This is a genomic window from Flavobacterium sp. KMS (genome assembly GCF_000813005.1).
In the GTDB taxonomy this organism is placed as follows: domain Bacteria; phylum Bacteroidota; class Bacteroidia; order Flavobacteriales; family Flavobacteriaceae; genus Flavobacterium.
This window is the reverse complement of sequence record NZ_JSYP01000002.1, coordinates 261,822-278,414: the sequence shown is the minus strand read 5'-3', so window position 1 is coordinate 278,414 and position 16,593 is coordinate 261,822. Positions and strand designations below refer to the sequence as shown.

9 protein-coding genes are annotated in these 16,593 nt (G+C 33.1%); 1 reads left to right on the top strand and 8 read right to left on the bottom strand.

Going from position 1 to position 16,593, the window contains the following annotated elements:
• Positions 1-10: 10 nt before the first annotated feature.
• From OA93_RS03915 to OA93_RS03890, 6 genes are all read right to left on the bottom strand, one after another.
• Positions 11-1,486 (bottom strand): glycoside hydrolase family 30 beta sandwich domain-containing protein, encoded by a 1,476-nt coding sequence (locus OA93_RS03915; RefSeq protein WP_039111817.1) that lies wholly within the window; start codon positions 1,484-1,486, stop codon positions 11-13.
• 21 nt (positions 1,487-1,507) lie between these two features.
• Positions 1,508-2,992: a glycoside hydrolase family 30 protein gene (locus OA93_RS03910; RefSeq protein WP_082001764.1), complete on the bottom strand. Its 1,485-nt coding sequence runs from the start codon at positions 2,990-2,992 to the stop codon at positions 1,508-1,510.
• Between the two features lie 77 nt (positions 2,993-3,069).
• Complete coding sequence (locus OA93_RS03905) at positions 3,070-4,524, bottom strand: glycoside hydrolase family 30 protein (protein WP_039111816.1); 1,455 nt, start codon at positions 4,522-4,524, stop codon at positions 3,070-3,072.
• A 150-nt stretch (positions 4,525-4,674) separates the two neighbouring features.
• Positions 4,675-5,553, bottom strand: coding sequence for a hypothetical protein (locus OA93_RS03900; RefSeq protein ID WP_123912129.1), 879 nt, complete (start codon positions 5,551-5,553; stop codon positions 4,675-4,677).
• Between the two features lie 11 nt (positions 5,554-5,564).
• On the bottom strand, positions 5,565-7,085 hold the full coding sequence (locus tag OA93_RS03895; protein WP_082001763.1) for a RagB/SusD family nutrient uptake outer membrane protein: 1,521 nt from the start codon (positions 7,083-7,085) through the stop codon (positions 5,565-5,567).
• A 14-nt stretch (positions 7,086-7,099) separates the two neighbouring features.
• Positions 7,100-10,261: a TonB-dependent receptor gene (locus tag OA93_RS03890; RefSeq protein ID WP_039111813.1), complete on the bottom strand. Its 3,162-nt coding sequence runs from the start codon at positions 10,259-10,261 to the stop codon at positions 7,100-7,102.
• A gap of 349 nt (positions 10,262-10,610) precedes the next feature.
• On the opposite strand from OA93_RS03890, the gene OA93_RS03885 reads away from it, so the two are divergent.
• Positions 10,611-13,481: a triple tyrosine motif-containing protein gene (locus OA93_RS03885; RefSeq protein WP_039111812.1), complete on the top strand. Its 2,871-nt coding sequence runs from the start codon at positions 10,611-10,613 to the stop codon at positions 13,479-13,481.
• A 54-nt stretch (positions 13,482-13,535) separates the two neighbouring features.
• Here the strand turns inward: OA93_RS03885 and murF are convergent, their stop codons facing one another.
• Together murF and gldJ are read right to left on the bottom strand one after the other, a co-directional pair.
• Complete coding sequence (murF, locus tag OA93_RS03880) at positions 13,536-14,819, bottom strand: UDP-N-acetylmuramoyl-tripeptide--D-alanyl-D-alanine ligase (RefSeq protein WP_039111811.1); 1,284 nt, start codon at positions 14,817-14,819, stop codon at positions 13,536-13,538.
• A 65-nt stretch (positions 14,820-14,884) separates the two neighbouring features.
• Positions 14,885-16,573: a gliding motility lipoprotein GldJ gene (gene gldJ, locus OA93_RS03875; protein WP_039111810.1), complete on the bottom strand. Its 1,689-nt coding sequence runs from the start codon at positions 16,571-16,573 to the stop codon at positions 14,885-14,887.
• Between the last annotated feature and the right edge of the window lie 20 nt (positions 16,574-16,593).

Sequence of the window (16,593 nt, the reverse complement as noted above, 5' to 3'; positions counted from 1 at the left end):
TATTTGTTTATTATTTCCAAATATAAGTCCCTACAGAACCTCCATCTAATGAGGTAGTAACCCACTTACTATTAAATTTTATATTGAATATCTCAGTTGTATCGCCATCGTTTTCTACTATCAATACTTTTTTACCTGTTGGGGTTATAAAAGCTACATTTTGTAAATTCCCACTTATATTACTAGAAATTCTTATGGAACCTACTGGAACAAATTTAGAAGCGTGAGCTATAATATAATACGCTACGTTACGATTAAAACTGCTGCTAGAATTTACAGTTAATGCGCCTTTGCAAGTATTACAACCTCCTTGTGTATGTGGCTCAAAAGAACCATTATTAGCCAAGTTCCACTCTAATGCATTCTTACTCCAATTACGGATTGAACCAATAATTACATTTTTAAGATGCCATTTTAAATCGCCTTTAAAATCTCCTGTCGAAGAGGTAAACTGCTCAGTGAAATACAGATTTTTATTTGGAAAAGCATTATATACTGTCGAAAGTGCATTGATATTTCCAGCATATAAATGAAATGCCGATCCATCTACAAAAGGACTTGCAATAGGATCTCCTAAAATTGCCATAGCATATTGTGTATTATCGCAATTATGATCGTAAGCAATGATCTTAGTTGTAAGATTAGCTACCTTAAATGCTGGTCCTAAATTGTTTTTGATAAAATTTGTTTGTTGTAAAGCGCTCATTACCATACTCGGGTTATTACCGCCATACAAGGGTTCGTTTTGCGGAGTAACAGCGTCAATTGTTATCCCTTCATTTTTCATTTGCTGAATGTATTTTACAAAATATTTTGCATACACATCATAATATTGAGCTTGTAAGCTTCCGCCAACAAAACTATCTTTGTCTTTCATCCAAAGTGGTGCTGACCAAGGCGTTGCCAATATCTTAATGTTTGGATTAATTGCCAGAATTTCTTTTAAAAGTGCAATTACTCCGTTTTTATCAAGGTCTAAACTAAACCTGGCCAAATCAAGATCGGTATCACCTTTTGGTAAATCATTATAAGTAAATGCTTTCTCGTTTAAATCGGACGCTCCGATACTTATTCTTATATAATTTATTGAAATAGAAGTTTCGGTCAAGCCAAATAATTCCTGCAATAAATCCTTTTTTTTCTGGGTAGTTAATTGATTAATTACCTGTGCACTTCCTCCTGTTAAGGTATATCCAAACCCATCAATGGTTTGGTATTTTTGAGCGTCGTTTACTTCAATATTTGTATATGAATTTGCTGTGGTATTAAACCCAAGAACTCCATTTTGTTTGGTAAGCAATACTGTCTGATCCCCTTTGGTTAACCAAAAATCTACATCATTAGTAACAACAGTGGGCGGATCTGGTTTTACTGGTGGTTTTGGAGCAGGATCGACAGTATCGCTAGATGAAGAGCATTTTACCTGCAATACGACTAGTGCAGCAAAAAATGCAACTTTTATAATCTTACTTAAATACTGTTTCATTTTATTTCTTTTTATAATTTCTTAATAAACCAAAGTTTGCATTGCATGTGCTGGAATCGTAATTGTCTTTTTCTCGGATGCAAGTATTAAATTATATGTTATCTCTTTATCACTTTTGTTCATTACTACGGTTGCAATTTTTTCATCTGCATTAATAAATGATGTACTCAATAAAGCATCTGTACTTATTTCGGTTATGATTCTTTTGGCATTTGGGCGAATGAATTTTGAAAAGTGTCCTATATAATAATACATCGGTGTGTATATTAATTCATCAGTATTTGTATTAGCATGAATTGGGGCAAAGCAAAAATTACCTACGTGATTTGGACCTCCGTTTTGATCCAAGAGAATATTCCAATCTGTCCAGCCTACTGTTCCGTTATTAAAATCATTAATCATATTAATTCCGTATCGCTCGGCATTTCCCCAAAACTGATATTTTGCAGCATCAAATTTTTCATTGCAACCTTCGGTAAATAATAAGTTTTTATTTGGGTAAGCGGCATGTACAGCACCAACGGATTCAAATTTAGGCGGTCCTCCTGCCCAAGTTTCATACCAATGAAACCCTATTCCCCAAGCATATTTGGAAACTTCGGGATCTGAAAAAACAAGGCGAGCTCTTTGCTCTAACATTTCTCCACGGTTATGATCCCAGATTATAATATTTTTAGATTCTAATCCTTCTTTTGCCATTGTTGGGCCTAGATAATCTCTTAAAAAATCTCTTTCGGCTTCTGGGCTATAAATACAAGATTCCCAGCTCTGGCTAGCCATTGGTTCATTTTGAATAGACAATCCCCAAATAGGAATACCTTCTTTTTCATATTCTCTAATAAATTTCACGTAATAATTAGCCCATGATTGTGCATATTCTGGTAGTAATGTACCTCCTCTTAGCATGTTATTATTACTTTTCATAAATGCCGGAGGACTCCACGGACTGGCAAAAAGTGTTAATTTTCCTCCTGCCGTAGCAATAGCTTTTTTTAATAACGGAATACGATATTTACGGTCATGCTCAACGCTAAAGGTTTTTAAATCTTTATCTCCTTCTTGTATATAAGTATAACTACCACTACTAAAATCGGAACTATGTATTGTTGTTCTTGCCAATGAATAACCTATTCCTTTGTCTTTATCATAATAAGCATTAAGAAATTCTTGTTGTTTCTTAGCACTTAATTTTGCAAAAACCTCGGCACTTGCATCTGTAATTGCTCCTCCGATTCCTAAAAAGGTTTGATCTGTTTTTTGAGGATTTACTGTAATTGAGATTGTATTGTTTGAATTCTTATTTGCAGAAGCGAGAATTAAATTAGCTGTTTTGGATAATTTAAAATTTGTATTCTCAGCTGTTGTAAAGATTTCAATTTTTTGATGATTTTGATTGTGTTCGTTTTTTGATTTTTTGTCTGTGACATTTGATGATGAACAGCTTAATGCAAAAACCGTTATCAGTATTGGTGAAATATTTTTTATCAGTTTTATAGTGTTGTTCATCTAAATAGTTTGTTTTTTTAAATAAAACCAAGAATTAAAAATGACTGAACATATTTAACTCTTGGCTTTTATTATAATTAATAGACTAAAGTTTGAATGGCGCGAGCTGGTATTGTAACAACCGTTTTCTCTGATGCTATAATTAAATTATAAGTCACACTTAAATCGGTTTGATTCATTACAACTGTAATCATTTTACCATCGGTATTAAGAAATGATGTACTTAACAAAGAGCTTCTGCTTACTGCTGTACTTACTCTTTTTGCATTCGGTCGAATAAATTTTGAGAAATGCCCAATATAATAATACGATGGTGTATAAATTAATTCTCCTGTATTGGTGTCGGCATGAATTGGCGCAAAACAAAAATTCCCCACATGATTTGGCCCACCATTTTGATCTAAAAGAATATTCCAATCTGTCCAGGCAACCGTACCGTTATTAAAATCATTAATCATAGAAATTCCATATCTTTCGGCATTTGGCCAAAATTGATATTTCGCAGCATCAAATTTTTCGATACAACCTTCGGTAAACATCAATTTTTTATCTGGATAGGCTTGGTACACTTGTTTTACATTATCAAACATTGGTGCTCCACCTGTCCATGTTTCGTACCAATGAAACCCCATTCCCCAAACATATTTTGAAGCTTCTGGGTCGGAATAAATTACATTGGCTCTTTGGTTCATTAAATCACGATTATGATCCCAAGCAATGATTTTTTTATCTCCTAAGCCTGCTTTTTTCATTGTTGGCCCTAGAAAGTTTTTTATAAAATCTCTTTCTGCTTCTGCAGAGTAAATGCAAGATTCCCATGTTTGCGTTGCCATTGGTTCGTTCTGAACCGATGTTCCCCAAATAGGCATTCCTTCTTTTTCGTAAGCTTTTATAAATTTTACATAATAATCTGCCCAAGCCTGATTGTATTCTGGTAACAGAGTACCACCTTTTAGCATGTCTTTATTACTTTTCATAAATGCTGGCGGACTCCAAGGAGCGACATATAATACCAGATTATTATTAGCGGTTTTCATCGCTTCTTTAATCATTGGTATGCGATATTGCCTGTCATGATCAATATTAAAAGTTTTTAAATCTTTATCTCCTTCTTCGATATAAGTATAGCTTCCACTGCTAAAATCAGAACTATGTATTGTGGTTCTTAGCAATGAATAGCCTATTCCTGTTTTGGTATCGTAGTACGCTTTTAAAAATTCTGCTTGCTTTTCTTTTGATAATTTGGCAAAAACCTCGGCACTTGCATCTGTAATTGCTCCGCCAATTCCCATAAAGGTTTGAAAAGTTTTTTTGGGTTCTACAAAAACCGATATTTCAGTTTCTAATGGTTGTTTCGATGCCGAAAAAACTAGATTATCTGTTGGTGTTATTCTTAATTTTGAATTATCTGCTGTTGTATAAACTGCAATTTTTTTTCCATTTGTTGTAAACTCTTGCTTGTTTTTTTGCTGCTGCGAAAAAGCGGTCAACGTAAATAATAAGCAAAGAATCTTATAGCTGTTTTTTTTCATTATTTAATTTTTAATGTGCAAATTCTAACAACATTTTCAATGTCAATAAAACATACCTTTAGTATCTAAGTAGTTTAAAAATAGCCCATAGTCATAAAGAATATGGGCTATTCTACAACCTAACTTAAACTTATTTAACTCAATTCTTAATTATTTCCCTCTAAACTCTACTTCTGTAATTGTTATTCCAGTTGGAGTAAATCCGTTACCACCAGCTCTTATTACTAAATAGACTTTACCCGTTTCTGCAAACTTTACAACATTACCTACTTTGTCTGTAGCACTATTTTTTACACATCCTACAGCAGATAGTTTTCCATCAAATGCTCCTTTCCCGCAACCGTCTTCAGAGCTTAATCCCATAACTTTGTTGTCTGTATATACAACTCCAGAAGTTGGAACTGTTTTTCCAGCATATACTTCAAACCAAAAATCTGGAGATCCGCTTTTTGCAGATACCTGCATATCTATTATATATTCTTTACCTGCTACAACATCTATTTCCTGATAAATCCCTTCCTGATTAGAGGTGTTTCCACTTGCGTTTATAGTTGCAAATCCCGGAGTGAAAGTCCATGCGGCTAATCCGTTAGTATTAAGGTGCAAGTTGGTCCATTGTGCTTGGTCAGCAGCATCTAAGAAACTGGTTCCTTTAACTAAATTTCCTCTGTCAGGATCATTTGCAGCAATAATAATTTCTTTGGTAGCAAAATCAGTAGTTCCTCCACGGCCTACAGCAGTATGCACTACTTTATACGTTCCTTTATCTGGCAAAAAAATCTCCAAATTCATTTTTCCATAAAACTCTGCCTTGCCTACTTTCCAGTAAGAATTCAGCACATTGTCTGTACCTGATACTAATAAATATGTATTATTCTTTCCTTCTACCGGGGTAATTGTAAATGAAGGATCTACACTTGCAACAGTTAATCCGTTGCCAGCTCCTGGTGCATCAGGTTCACAACTTGTTAGTGTTCCTAAAACAAACATTAGGTATATAGTCTTTTTAAAAATTATATTTAAATTCATATGATCTTTATTTAATCGTTATAATTAGGGTTCTGAACAATTTTAGTATTCTCTAATTCTTTAAAAGGAATTGGCCAAATTTCATTTTTACCTGCTTGGAATCCTTTAGATGCCAATGCAGCAGCAGCTTTTCCTGTTCTTACTAAATCGAACCAACGGTGTCCTTCTCCAGCTAATTCTTTTCTTCTTTCTAACGCAATTGCATCCAAAGAAACCGGAGTTGATCCTAAACCTACACGTGCTCTTACAGCATCTAGTAAAGCTTGCGCTCTTGTTCCTGTACCACCTAATGCTTCGGCTTCCATTAAATATGTATCTGCTAAACGAATCGCGTAAACATCTTGTTTGTAATTTAAAGCTGTTGAACCACTACCTGTAGATGTATCGGAATTTAATGGCATGAATTTTTTAAGGAAATAACCTGTATCATCATAATTAGGAGCCCAATCTGCTTGTTTAGCAGCTTTCAATGCTTTCATATCAAGAATGGTAGCATCAAAACGAGGATCTCCTTTTAGCACATCATATAAACTTTGTCTTACGGTACTAAAACTCCATCCCGAAACATAATCTGGTGCTGTAGAATTTTCTGACCTGTTGTATCCTCTAGGTCCTACCATAATACAAACAGAGTTTCCTTCATCTTTTCCTCCACCCCAAAAGCCCCAATCGGCATTACTTTTATCAGTATGTACAATTTCAATAATCGATTCTGAATTAAACTTGTTGCTTATCTTCCATAAATCTGCAAAATCAGCTACCAATTTATATCCGTACATACTTGTACCACCCGGAGTACCATTTACATCAGCAAATTCTGCTGCTGATAATGCATTTTTCCCTTCGTATAAATAAACTTTTCCTAACAATGCCTTTGCTGCACCCTGAGATAAACGTCCTGCTTCATCTCCCTTATTTGTAATTATAACAGGTAATCCAGGAAGTGATTCTTTCAAATCTTTTTCAATCTGTGCGTATACCGCTTCTGGTGTCGCTTGAACTACATTAAAAATATCTGGTGTTTTTAATGGCTCTAATATCAATGGGATATTTCTGAAAGTACGAACCAATTCAAAATAATAATAAGCACGTAATGCTTTTGTTTCAGCTGCAAATCTTGCTTTTTTAGCTTCATCCATAGGTACCGCTGGTAACTTTTCAAGCAATACGTTTGCTCTAAAAATTCCTTGATAAAAATCTCCCCAAAAACTACCTGGGATTGTTGATTGACTAAGTGAATAATCTCCAAATGCATGTATTCCGGCACCATCTGTAGCACCACCACCAGCTGCATTAAAATCATCTGAACCTGCATTTAGCATACAGATCATGTTTTCAAATCCTTTAGACTGCTTACCAAGTATATCATAAACAGCTACTAATCCTGCATAAGCCTGGCTTTCATTTTGGTAATATTTATCCTCCAGAACAGTTCCTTTTGGTTCTACAGTTAAAAAATCCTCACCGCACGACAGGACAGTAAAAAGTACTCCGCAAACAACAAGTGAATATTTTATATTTTTTAGTTTCATGATTCTCGTTTTTATTAAAATTGTAAATTAACTCCCAACATTATAGTTCTGGCTTGAGGATAAATACCTCTATCTATACCCATAACATTTCCTGTAGCGCTATTTGCTCCAATTTCAGGATCATATCCAGTATACTTAGTAAAAGTCAATAAGTTCTCTCCTGTTAAATAAACTCTGGTTTTTTCTAAACCAATTTGTCCTATAGTCTTAACTGGCAATGAATATCCTATCTGAATTGTTTTTATTCTTACGTAATCTCCTTTTTCAAGATAAAAATCAGAAGGGTTATTAAAGTTTTTGTTTGTATCATCAGATGTTAATCTTGGGTACGTATTAGATGTACCTTCTCCCGTCCAACGACTTAAAGCAGTGGTTTGGTAATTAGAGTTTTCAATATCTAACCTACGTAATCCCTGGAAAATTTTATTTCCTGCGGCTCCTTGCGTAAAAATCATTAAATCGAAATTTTTATAATCTAGATTTACCGTAAATCCAAAAGTGTATTTTGGTATTGGGCTACCAATATTTGTTCTGTCATCTGAATTAATTTGACCATCTCCATTAATGTCTTGCCAACGGAAATCTCCAGGTTTAGCATCTGGTTGAATTAATCCTCCTGCAGCATTTTTATAAGCATTAATCTCATTTTGGTTTTGGAAAATTCCTGCTGTCTTAAATCCGTAGAAAGATCCATAAGGCTGCCCAACTTGAGTTCTTGTAATATCATATGTCATCGCTTTAAATTGCTCTCCTGTTGCAAGAAAATCAACTCCACGTCCTAAATATGTTACTTCATTTTCCAGATAAGATACGTTTGCACTTAAAGACATATTAACCTGTCCTAATTTTTTACGGTATCCTAATTCTAAATCGACACCTTTATTTTGCATATCAGCAACGTTTCCAGTTGGATTTCCTGAACCAACATAACCTGGTAACATAATTTCCTGAAGGATTCCTGTAGTTTTTTTAATATACCAGTCTACAGATAAACTGAAATCAGAAAAAATAGTAGCATCTAAACCAATATTTGTCTGGCTAGTTTCTTCCCATTTTAAATCTGGATTTGAAGGTGCATTCGGGCTGTTACCAATAGTTACAGATCCAGATGTCCCTATAGTATAGTTACGACCATCTCCTACAGTTGCCAGATATTTAAAATCTCCAATATTATCATTACCAGTTACACCGTAACCACCTCTAAATTTCAATTGGTTTACTACTTTGTTTTCAACCCAAAATGCTTCTTTTGATGGAACCCATCCTAATGAGAATGAAGGGAAAGTTCCATATTTATTATTTGCTCCAAATCTTGAAGATCCATCTCTACGAATAATACCTGTTACTAAATATTTTTCTTTAAAATCATAAGTTAATCTAGAGAATAAAGAAGTTACTCTGTGCTCATTTCCTGTAGTTGCTGTAGCATTTATTTGATCTTTTGGAAGGTCAAAATTAAAAGAGGCATCATCATGATTATCTACTGGTAAATTAGTATATGTAATTTTTGTACCACTATTTCTGTTATCTACATAAGCTCCCTGACCTACTAATACGCTAAAATTATGATCACCTATACTTTTTGTATAAGAAGCAGTATTCTCTATATTCCATCCAAAACCTTTATTTGTTTCTCTATAAAGGTTATTTACTTGTGTCATATTAGTTGAGTTTAAATATGCAACTGGTGTAAAGCTTTCAACACCCCAATAAGCAAGTTTACCTCCTAATGTAGTTCTGAATTTTAATCCTTTTATTGGCTCAATTTCTAAGTAAGCATTTCCAACAAAGTTATCTGACCAGTTGTAATTTCCTAATCTAGTTTGAGTATAAGCCAATGGATTAGACATTTCTTGTGTAACCATAGTCGAAACACCATATGGATTTCCGTAAGGATCTCTTAAAATTCCTTTACCATGACCATCAATACCGACAGAATAAGGAGGCAATGCAGCCATCCCTGGGTCTGTTACGATAGCAGGAGTTATCGGATCTAAATTTATTGCAGAACTTAATGGTCCTCCAAACTCACTATTTGTGTTTCCTATCCCCATCGTTTTCTCTCTGGAAAAACCTAATGTCTGACCAAAAGTTACCCATTTAGATATTTTGTGAGTAGAGTTTAAACGAATGTTTTTTCTGTTATAATTAGAAATATCTGTTGTTACAATACCCTCCTGATCCAAAAGACCAAAAGAGGCATAAAAAGTAGATACATCATTTCCTCCTGATAAACTTAACTCTTGACCAATACGTGCTGCACTATCATTAAAAATAACCGATTGCCAATCTGTACCTGCACCTAATGCATTAGGATCTTGAAAAGGCAATGCAAAAGTATCTGTTGGAGATTTTTTAGCATATCCGTTTGCATACTTCTCATTTCTTAAAGTCGCATATTCAGTCGCATTTAAAAGATCTAGTTTTCTTGCTGCCGAAGAAAAACCTGTATAGCCATTATAGCTAACACTCATTTTTCCTGATTTCCCTTTTTTGGTAGTAACAATAATTACCCCAGCTGCAGCTCTTGCTCCGTAAATTGCTTGAGAAGCCGCATCTTTTAATACCTCGATAGAAGCAATATCTGACTGGTTTAAATATCCAATACCACCAGCATCAACCACTACTCCATCTACAACCCATAATGGGTCATTGTTTCCCAGAGTAGTTATACCACGCACACGAATCGTAGATGCCGACCCTGGTTGTCCAGAACTCGCAGCGACAGTAACTCCAGAAACCCTTCCTTGTAAAGTTTGTTCAACTCTGGATATCGGTAAATTTTCGATATCCGAAGATTTTACTTTAGAAATTGCTCCTGTAACTACACTTTTCTTTTGAGTACCATATCCTACAACAACAACCTCATTTAACGTTTGTGATTCTGGACGTAATTGTACAACTATTTTATTTCTACCATTTATTGGTTCATTAATAGTTCCATAACCTATAAACGTAATTGTTAAAACACCATTAGAAGGTGCCTGTAGTTGAAACTTCCCATCAAAGTCAGAAGATGTCCCTTTCCCCGTTCCTTTTATTAAAACAGATGCTCCTGGTACTGGCATACCACTTTCATCATTAACTATTCCGTTTACTGTAACGTCTTGCGCTTGAGCATAAACTGAGAATAGAATAGATGAAAAACAAAAAATAAGTAATTTTGTTAATTTCATTTTTCTAAAAATTTTGGTTAATTAATTAGTAATTCGGAACAATAATAATAAGTTTTTTTAAGAATACGCAATTAATAATCACTACAAAAACACATCAAAATCAAAATTAACACTAGTCAAAAACACATCAAAAAAAATATATTTAATTGATTTACATTATTTTAAAAATTAAATTATGGTATTTAAAAAAAATATAAAATTAAAATAAACACTACATTCAATATAAATCGATTATTTTAGCTTTTATAAGGTAAATTTTCTAAACCAAATCAATATTAAGTCTAATATTTTAAGGATTTTAAAGCCACGTAAAAGCTAAGTAAATCGTTGAGCCTATTATAATGTAATTATGAATTTTACAAGATTTAACATCATAACCGTTTGTTTTTTATTCTTTTCGATCCTATTATCAGCACAAGTTAAAAATATCGGTGTTCCTGACATCCGAAACTATAAACGGGCAGAATACAAAGGAGCAACCCAAAACTGGAGTATTGATCAAGATGAGAACGGAAATTTATATTTTGCCAACAATAGCGGTCTTATACAATTTGATGGATCTTCCTGGACAAAGTACCTCTTACCAAACTCAACATCGGTACGATCAGTAAAAGTTGATAATTCTCACAGAATATATGTAGGCGGCTATAAAGAACTTGGCTATTTTGATGCCGACTCTAAAGGAAAATTAAAATATACCTCTTTATCAAAACTCATCAAATCAAAAAGTGCTCAAGAATTAGATTTTGTATGGAGAATACATATTGTTAAGGATGAAGTAATTTTTCAATCTTTTGCCAGAATTTATATTTTTAAAGACAATAAACTTAAAACAATAGAAGCTCCCAAACGTTTTCAGTTTTCTTTTCAAATTGACAACACTATCTATGTTCAAGACAATTCATTAGGAATACTAATATATAAAGACGGGAAATTATATCCTTTAAAAGGTACTACAACATTAAACAACACCGAGGTCTGGGCAATGTTTAAAATGCCTAACAATGAACTCTTGGTAGCAACTTTAGAAAATGGACTTTTTATCTATAGCAATCAAACACTGACTCCTTGGAACACTGAAGCCAATGCTTTTATCAAAAAAAATAGTTCATTAGGAGGTGTCTCTATCAAAGACAAATTCATTGTATTAAATTCCGTTTTAAATGGCATTATCATATCCGACCTAAACGGAAAAATTATTCAGCACATAGACCGCAAAAAGGGCTTACAAAACAATACCGTACTTACTTCTTTTATAGATAGCAAAAACAATCTTTGGCTTGGGCTAGATAATGGGATTGCATTTATCAATGAAAGTTCTCCATTTACATACTTTGGCTTTAGTTATGATATTAGTACCGTATATGCTTCTGTAATTCATGATGGGTATTTATATGTAGCAACAAATCAAGGTGTTTTTTACCATGCTTGGAATACTGCTTTTAAAGAAGGGGCTTTCTCGCTTGTAGAAGGAACAAATACGCAAACATGGAATATTCAGGTTATTGGTAACGAATTAATATGTGCCAACAATAGAGGCGCAATAATTATAAAAGGAAATAAGGCTGTAAAACTATTGGATAAGAATGGTTATTTCGGTTTTAGAACAGTCCCCAACCATCCAAATTTTGTAGTAGGATCAAACTATAATGGATTTGCATTGTTTGAAAAAACTGCAAATGGTTTAGAGTTTAGAAATCAAATTTCAGGATTTAATAAATCTTCTATTTTATTCGAGCTAGACAATGACTATTTATGGTTAAAAAAAGATGAATTTTTATATCAAATGAAATTATCTGATGATTTAAAAAAATTCAAATCAATAAAAATAATTCACAATTTATCAAAAGAGAAAGGCATTGGAAGTATTCAAAAAATAAATAACAGCGTTTATTTCCAAACAAATAACCATTTTTATAAATATTCTAAAGAACAAGAAGTTTTCTATAAGGATAAAAAAATGACTGCCGTTTTTAAAGATATACCCGTAATAAATTCTCTTTATGAAGATTCAAAAGGTAATCTTTGGTACGTATTTAATGAATCTTTGGGAGAACTAGTTAAATCCCCTGATGGAAATTACAAAAATGTCGTTGCCCCATTTTCAAACTTAACAGGAAACTTAGTAACCAACTATCTTTCGGTTAACACTATTGATCCTCAAAATATTTTTATCGGATTAACCGATGGTCTGGCTCATTATGATTCTCAATTAATAAATAATATCGTAACCAAACCGAACGTATTCATTCGAACTTTTACTTTTACAAATGATACCTTGACCTTCGGAAATCAGAAGAAAATTTCGGAAAAATATCTAATTCCATATGCTTCAAATCATGTAAAATTCACTTTCTCATCTCCTACTTATGAGAACCTTGAAAATGTAGAATACTCTTATCAATTAGATCCTTTTGACGAAAAATGGAGCAATTGGTCAACAATTTCAGTAAAGGAATATACCAATTTAAGAGAAGGCAATTACAAAATGAGAGTTAAAGTGAGAAATAGTTACGGGATACAATCTGAGGTTGATGTCATCCCTTTTACCATTTCACCACCTTGGTATAGACATATTCTTGCTTATATATTTTATTTTATGCTTGTATTGGTTGCTATTTACTCTATCTCCTATCGCATAAAAATGAAAATTAGAAAAAATAAATATTACGAGACAATCGAACAACGAAGACTTTACTTAGAAAAAGAATCTAAAATAAGGCAAGAACAATATCAATTAGAAAAAGAAATTGAAAAATTAAAAAATGACAAATTACAAATAAAGATTCTCACTAAAGACAAAGAACTAGTTAACAACTCCTTACAAGTAGTAAAAAAGAACAAAATCCTAAACGGGATTATACATAAACTGAAAGAAATTGACATTGAAACATTTGACGAGTCAACTAAATTTCAATTCAACAAACTCAACAAAAGCATTGTTAAAGAAGTAAATACAGATAAAAGCTGGAAAGATTTAGAAAAGCATATAAAGAATGTGCATTTTGAATTCCTGAAACGCTTAAAAGAAAAATACCCTAAAATTTCGCCTAGAGAACTAGATTTAGCAACTTATTTATTGATGAATATGTCGACTAAAGAAATTGCAGAAATCATGAACATCTCAAATGGAGGAGTTGAACTTGCTCGTTATAGATTAAGAAAAAAACTAGAATTGAACAAAAAAGAAAACCTTATAGGATTCTTAATGAGTATTTAAACAAAAAACCATCCGATCATCGGATGGTTTTTTGTTATAGTTTAAAGATATTTTTTAAATAAAATTTAAAACTCTTTCCAGAGCCATACCTCTAGACCCTTTAATAAGTATTGTTTGCTTATTAAAAGCTATAGTTCCTAAATAAGTAGCAAAAGCATCAAACGAATCAAAGAAATGGAAATTCTCTTTATCAGCTTTATGTTTAAAAAAAGAAGGCCCTATGAAATAACAATTTGTTTTATTCTCATTCAAAAGTGATGTTACAATAAACTTATGTTCTTGATCACTTTCTGAACCAAGCTCAAACATATCTCCCAAAATCATGACTTTATTTTGCTTCTCTAATTGAATGAAATTCTCGATTGCAACAGCCATACTACTTGGGTTTGCATTGTATGCATCCAAAATAATTTCGTTAGTTCCCTTTACTAATAATTGCGAACGATTATTCTCGGGTATATAACTCTCTAAAGCCTCTTTTATAGCAGAATCTTCTATCTTAAAATACTTTCCTATTCCCAGTGCTGCACTTATGTTATTGGCATTATACAGTCCAATTAAATGCGAAGTAATAGTTTCATTGCCAAAACCTAAAACCACAAAAGGATTTGCTGTAATGGTGCTTATAACAACATCACCACTAGTATTTTTATATCCGAATGAAAATTTCTTTATCGCACTTGTTTTTTCTACCTGAATAGAATCATCCAGATTGACAAACGCAACTTTATCATGAGCAGAAAGATAAGTATACAATTCACTTTTCCCTTCTATAACTCCCAAAATTCCTCCAAAACCTTCAAGATGTGCTTTCCCAAAGTTGGTCACATATCCAAAATCCGGCTGAGCTAATTCGCATAAAAACTCTATTTCTTTTTTATGATTAGCTCCCATTTCTACAATTCCTATTTCAGTTTCTTTAGTAAACGTTAATAGCGTTAAAGGAACACCAATATGATTGTTTAAATTTCCAACAGTTGCTTTAGTATTGTACTTTTTAGAAAGCACAACATTAATCAGCTCCTTAGTTGTCGTTTTCCCATTACTTCCTGTCAAAGCAATAATAGGTAATTGTAAATAAGCACGGTGAAATTTTGCTAATTCTTGTAATGCAATCAAACTGTTTTCGACCAAAATAGTTCTTTGATCAATAAAGTAAGATGCATTATCGATAACCACAAATAACGCTCCTTTTTGCAAAGCCTCTTCTGCGAATGTATTTGCATCAAAATTATCTCCTTTTATAGCAAAAAACATTGAATTTAATTCAATTTTACGAGTATCTGTCGAAACTGACTGGCATTGTAAAAACAAATTATGAATGTGAGCAATATCCATTTTAAAACAGATTTAAAACAATAAAAGCCCTAATCAAAGGGCTTTTATTACTATTATTAAATTTCTTAATTTCTAGGTGATTTTCTTTTTTCAGATTTAGGTCCTACTCTTGACATTGCACATCTGAAACCAATGTAATCAGTTGCCATATCTTGAGGGAAATATCTTCTTTGAGCTGGATCTAACCAATATGCTCTATCTCTCCAAGAACCTCCTTTGTAAACTCTAACATTATCATTTACTAAAGTTGTTCTTTTGCTAGACTTATCATATTTTCTAACCATGTTACCTAAACTATCTGTGGTAACATTATGCTTAGGAGAATTGTACATTGCTTGTTTTGCTTTATCAGCAGCAGTTTGCTCTTCTTCTGAAGCTCCGAAATCATAATATTTAGATGATTGCTTATCTCCATCTCTATAATTGATATTATCACTTGTAGAGAAGTTTTGTCTCAAATAAGTCTCTTGCTCGTCAACAGGAACTTGTGCAATATCTCCAGGGAAATTTCTTGCTACAATTTTACCATTGCTTAAAGTATCATATTTGATAGTTTCTTTAGTAACGATTTCTACTTTACCGTCTTTGCCAATTTTATTCTTAGCATACAAGTTACCTCTAAAGTAGTTAAAGTCATTTGCTTCATTATCGATAAGAGGTCTGTAAACATCGGCAACCCATTCGGCTACGTTTCCAGCCATATCATACAATCCAAAATCGTTTGCAGGATATTTTTTCACTTCATTTGTAATATCTGCACCGTCATCAGACCATCCAGCTATACCTCCGTAATCTCCATTACCTTGTTTAAAGTTAGCCAATTGATCACCTCTTGTTGCTCTTTTTCCAGAACGAGTATAATCTCCAGACCAAGGATATTTCTTTTGTCCTTTATAAATGTTGTATTCTCTTTGTCCAACATCTGCAGCAGCAGCGTATTCCCACTCTGCCTCAGTTGGTAATCTATATTCTGGTAAGATAATTCCAGAAGAACGCTGTGCATAAACATTTTTAGGCTCTTCAGCAGCATCTCCTTTTTTAGTTCTTCTTACTTTTTTACCTTCTTTTAAAACAATTTCTTCGTTTCCTCCAAATGTAGATGTAGGAGCGATTAAATATGTTTCAGTATTAAAGTTGCTTTCAGCATTAACATCATCTGTTTTAGCACCTTTTTTAAGGTATCCATTTTTTTCAAGAACTGCTTCGTTTACACGGTTAGTTCTCCATTTACTAAACTCAACTGCTTGAATCCAGTTCACACCTACTACAGGATAGTTGGCATATGCAGGATGTCTTAAGTAGTTATTGGTCATAGTTTCATTATAACCTAAACGATTTCTCCAAACTAAAGTATCTGGCGAAGCTCCTTCATATATATGTTTGTAATTTTCTTCTGTTGGTGGAAATACTTTTTTCAACCACTCAAGGTATTCTAAGTACATCATGTTAGTCACCTCAGTCTCATCCATATAAAAAGACTGTACGTGTTGTTGCGTTGGAGTATTGTTCCAATCATGCATTACATCATCCTGAACCTTACCCATGGTAAACGTCCCTCCTTCTACAAAAACTAATCCAGGTCCTGCTTGTTGTTTTTTGTTAGAAACATTTTGTGCCGTTCCATTAATACTATTAACGTCCCAACCCGTAGCTCTTGATGCACTCGAACTAGATTTTTTACTACAGCTAGCCATTCCCAGAACCAATGTCATAGATAACATTAACTGTAAGGCCATAATTTTGTTTACTTTCATACTCTTTAGTAGGTAATAAT